This window comes from Streptomyces sp. (assembly GCF_031178505.1).
Lineage (GTDB): Bacteria > Actinomycetota > Actinomycetes > Streptomycetales > Streptomycetaceae > Streptomyces > Streptomyces gulbargensis.
The window spans coordinates 1-3,564 of sequence record NZ_JAPSIW010000714.1; the positions used below are offsets into that span (position 1 = coordinate 1).

5 protein-coding genes are annotated in these 3,564 nt (G+C 70.6%); 3 read left to right on the top strand and 2 right to left on the bottom strand.

Translation table 11 applies throughout. The features are described from left to right. Positions 1-326 (top strand): OB-fold nucleic acid binding domain-containing protein (locus RIF68_RS30980; RefSeq protein WP_309054588.1); only part of this gene is annotated, 326 nt, incomplete at its 5' end. 3 nt (positions 327-329) lie between these two features. Further along, a complete protein-coding gene (locus tag RIF68_RS30985; RefSeq protein WP_375165204.1) occupies positions 330-1,145 on the top strand; it encodes a DUF3159 domain-containing protein in 816 nt (271 codons plus the stop codon). Between the two features lie 168 nt (positions 1,146-1,313). On the opposite strand, the gene RIF68_RS30990 is transcribed toward RIF68_RS30985, so the two are convergent. After that, positions 1,314-1,991 (bottom strand): TrkA family potassium uptake protein, encoded by a 678-nt coding sequence (locus RIF68_RS30990; protein WP_309054589.1) that lies wholly within the window; start codon positions 1,989-1,991, stop codon positions 1,314-1,316. Next, the gene (locus RIF68_RS30995; RefSeq protein ID WP_309054590.1) at positions 1,991-2,659 is read right to left on the bottom strand and encodes a TrkA family potassium uptake protein; all 669 of its coding nucleotides are present in this window, start codon (positions 2,657-2,659) and stop codon (positions 1,991-1,993) included. Before RIF68_RS30995 ends, RIF68_RS30990 begins: the two co-directional genes overlap by 1 nt. A 234-nt stretch (positions 2,660-2,893) precedes the next feature. On the opposite strand from RIF68_RS30995, the gene RIF68_RS31000 reads away from it, so the two are divergent. Continuing rightward, positions 2,894-3,564: amino acid permease (locus tag RIF68_RS31000; RefSeq protein WP_309054591.1), on the top strand; the 671-nt coding region annotated here is incomplete at its 3' end.

Sequence of the window (3,564 nt, forward strand, 5' to 3'; positions counted from 1 at the left end):
CGGAGGACCTGGAGTCGGAGGAGCTCCAGGAGGACGCCCAGGCGTCCGGGTGCACGGCCATCGCCAAGTGCTCCGACCGCCAGATAGTCAAGGTGACTGGTACCTTGCGCACGGTGACGCTGCGTCCGCGGGCCGGTGTACCCGCGCTGGAGGCCGAGCTGTTCGACGGCACGGCACCGCTGGACGTCGTGTGGCTGGGCCGGCGGTCCATCGTGGGCATCGAGCCCGGCCGCAGGCTGATCGCCTCCGGCCGGATCTCCCTGAGCCACGGCCGGCGCGTCCTCTTCAACCCCAAATACGAGCTCCGACCGCTCGGACAGGAGTAGCCGGTGACGTCTCTCGACAAGCCGACGGCCGACCGGACGGGCCCGCTCGGCCCGACGGACCCCACGGGCCGGACGGGACCGACGGGCCCCGCCGGATCGGTGGACCAGTCCGCGCAGGCCGACAAGGCGGTGACCGAGGCCGCCCTGTTCGAGGCCTTCGGCGGCCTGCGGGGCATGATCGAGACGGTGCTGCCCGGCCTGCTGTTCGTCACGATCTTCACGGTCAACAAGAACCTGCACGTCTCGGCCGTCGCCGCCCTGGCCGTCTCGCTGGTCCTCGTCGCCGTCCGGCTGATCCGCCGCGACACCGTCAAGCACGCCTTCAGCGGCGTCTTCGGCGTCGCCTTCGGTGTCGTCTTCGCGATGATGACGGGCAACGCCAAGGACTTCTACCTGCCGGGCATGCTGTACACCCTGGGCCTCGCCCTGGCGTACATCGTCACCACTCTCGCCGGCGTCCCGCTGATCGGCCTCATCCTCGGCCCGGTCTTCAAGGAGAACCTCTCCTGGCGCACCCGTAACCCCGGACGCAAGAAGGCCTACGCGAAGGCCAGCTGGGCCTGGGGCCTGATCCTCCTCGGCAAGTGCGCGATCCTCTTCCCGCTGTACTGGTGGGCCGACCCCACCAAGTTCGGCTGGGTGTCGGTCGCCCTGAAGATCCCGCCGTTCCTGCTCGCCGTCTACCTGACCTGGGTCTTCCTGGCGAAGGCCCCGCCGCCGATCGACGTCTTCGCCGAGATGGAGGCGGAGGAGCGCGCCGAGAAGGAGCGCAAGGCGGCCGCGCAGCGCCCCGGCACCGGGGGCGGCCCCGAGGCCTGACGGCCACCACGCCGCCGTACCCGCACACGCGGGAAGGGCCCGGACCCCGGTCGGTGACGACGGGGTCCGGGCCCTTGCGCGTGAGCTCGGGGGCGCGGGCGGTGGTACGGCGCCGGGCCGCGGGGGACGCGGTCGTACGGCCCCGGCGGCGGCGTGCCCCAGCCCGCCTCAGTCCTCGGTGATCTCCCGGCGGACGGACAGCAGGTCCTCCAGCTGCTCCTCGCGCGCCTGGGCGGCCACGAACAGAAGCTCGTCGCCCGCCTCCAGCGTCTCCTCCGCGCTCGGCGTGAGGACCCGCGAGCCGCGGATGATGGTGACGAGGGAGGTGTCCTGGGGCCAGGCCACGTCGCCCACCGCCGTCCCCGCGATGGCCGACTCCGGCGGCAGCGTCAGCTCCACCAGGTTGGCGTCGCCGTGACTGAAGCGGAGCAGCCGGACCAGGTCGCCGACGCTCACCGCCTCCTCCACCAGGGCCGACATCAGACGCGGCGTCGACACCGCGACGTCCACACCCCAGGCCTCGTTGAACAGCCACTCGTTCTTCGGGTTGTTGACGCGGGCGACGACCCGCGGCACGCCGTACTCCGTCTTGGCGAGCAGCGACACGACCAGGTTCACCTTGTCGTCGCCGGTCGCCGCGATCACCACGTTGCAGCGCTGCAACGCGGCCTCGTCGAGCGAGGTGATCTCACAGGCGTCGGCGAGCAGCCACTCGGCCTGCGGCACCCGCTCCACCGAGATGGCGGTCGGCGCCTTGTCGACCAGCAGCACCTCGTGCCCGTTCTCGAGCAGCTCGCCGGCGATGGAACGGCCCACCGCGCCCGCGCCCGCAATTGCGACACGCATCAGTGACCGCCCTCCTCGGGACCCTCGGCGAAGACCGCCTCGACCTTCGCGATGTCCTCCGTACGCATCATCACGTGCACCAGATCACCCTCCTGGAGCACCGTCTGGGAGGTCGGCAGGACCGCCTCGCCCAGCCGGGTGAGGAACGCGACACGGACGCCGGTCTCCTCCTGCAGGGTGCTGATCTTGTGGCCGATCCAGGCGGGGGAGGTGTGCACCTCGGCGAGCTGGACACCACCGCTCGGGTCCCGCCACAGCGGCTCCGCGCCCGAGGGCAGCAGCCGGCGCAGCATCTGGTCGGCGGTCCAGCGGACCGTGGCCACGGTCGGGATGCCCAGACGCTGGTAGACCTCGGCACGGCGCGGGTCGTAGATGCGCGCGGCGACGTTCTCGACGCCGAACATCTCGCGCGCCACCCGGGCGGCGATGATGTTGGAGTTGTCGCCGCTGCTCACCGCGGCGAAGGCGCCGGCCTCCTCGATGCCCGCCTCACGCAGGGTGTCCTGGTCGAAGCCGACACCGGTGACGCGCCGGCCGCCGAAGCCCGAGCCCAGACGGCGGAAAGCCGTCGGGTCCTGGTCCACCACCGCGACGGTGTGGCCCTGCTGTTCGAGCGTCTGCGCGAGAGCGGCTCCCACTCGCCCGCAGCCCATGATGACGATGTGCACGTCCCCTTACCCCGCACTCCTGATCGCCCTGCTGACCTGCGAAAACACCCTGCTCACAACTTTCCTCACCCGATAGCCCGGGCCATGGCGGGCAACGCCCTTGCCGGGTTGCCCGGTCCGAGCTTAAGCGGCAACGCTGGCCGGGACCGCATCCGAGGTGGTAGTCAGGGAGATTCGGTGCGCATCGGGGGTGCCGATGCACATGGCTCTTTTCGAACGCTTACGATCCTCTCCGTGTCCAAACTGACCGACGTGCCCAAACGCATCCTGATCGGGCGGGCCCTGCGCAGCGACAGGCTGGGAGAAACCCTCCTTCCCAAGCGGGTCGCCCTCCCCGTCTTCGCCTCCGACCCGCTGTCCTCGGTGGCGTACGCACCAGGCGAGGTGCTGCTGGTCCTCTCCATCGCGGGCCTGTCGGCGTACCACTTCAGCCCCTGGATCGCGCTGGCGGTCGTCGTCCTGATGTTCACGGTCGTCGCCTCGTACCGGCAGAACGTGCACGCGTACCCGAGCGGCGGCGGCGACTACGAGGTCGCCAACACCAACCTGGGGCCCAAGGCCGGCCTGACCGTCGCGAGCGCGCTGCTCGTCGACTACGTCCTCACCGTCGCCGTCTCGATCTCCTCGGGCATCGAGAACCTCGGCTCCGCCGTGCCCTTCGTCGTCGAGCACAAGGTGGCCTCGGCCGTCGCCGTGATCGTGCTGCTGACGCTGATGAACCTGCGCGGCGTCAAGGAGTCGGGCACCCTCTTCGCCATCCCGACGTACGTCTTCGTCGCCGGCGTCTTCCTCATGATCGCCTGGGGCGCGTACCGGGGCATCGTCCTCGGCGACACCATGAAGGCCCCCACCGCCGGCTTCGAGATCAAGCCCGAGCACCAGGGCCTGGCCGGTTTCGCACTGGT